Source organism: Glycomyces salinus, from assembly GCF_016428645.1.
In the GTDB taxonomy this organism is placed as follows: Bacteria; Actinomycetota; Actinomycetes; order Mycobacteriales; family Micromonosporaceae; genus Glycomyces; species Glycomyces salinus.
In genome coordinates this window covers 1-568 of the sequence record NZ_JAELXW010000172.1, presented here as the reverse complement: position 1 = coordinate 568, position 568 = coordinate 1, and the positions used below count along the sequence as shown (strand labels likewise).

Here is a 568-nt window from a genome sequence, read left to right as displayed (position 1 = left end):
TCTGCATCACCACACGCTCCTCCGGCATTGTGGGTGAGGAAGTCGGTGTCGGCGGCTTTGACGTAGTAGGTGTGGTATCCAGCGACTGTGAGGTTGTAGACCGTGGCGTGTTCGGTGCGGGTCTCGATCGCGGTGATCTGGATCCAGGTGCCTGCGCTGGTGCGCAGGAGCTGGCCGACCTTGAGGTCGATCGCGTCCACCCACTGGCCCGGCAATTCGCCCGGCGGCTCCGTCGCCGAGGCGGCATCCTCGTCCGGTCCCGCTGCCTGGTGCTTGTCGTATTCGGTTGTAGCCGACAGGGTAGCAACCGGCGGGCCACCGCCACCCGAACCCGAACCGTCGGCCGACTCATCGTGTGAGACGTGCGGGGTGTCAGCCGCATCGGTCTCGGCCGGATCAGTGCTGAAGGCGTCCTCGATCGGCACCTGCGCCAGATCGGCCACCCAGATGGGGTGCTCGTCGGTCGCGGTGACCGTGGCATCGGTTGCACCGTCACCTTCGGTGTCGACACCGAAGGTGACCAGGGTGCGTTCGGAGGTTTTGACCATGGTCGCATCGACCACGGCCG

The 568-nt window shown here is 66.0% G+C and carries 1 protein-coding gene; it reads right to left on the bottom strand.

Translation table 11 applies throughout. The features are described 5' to 3' along the window. The coding region (locus JFB92_RS24845; RefSeq protein ID WP_199044626.1) for a Hint domain-containing protein at window positions 1–568 on the bottom strand (568 nt) is incomplete at both ends.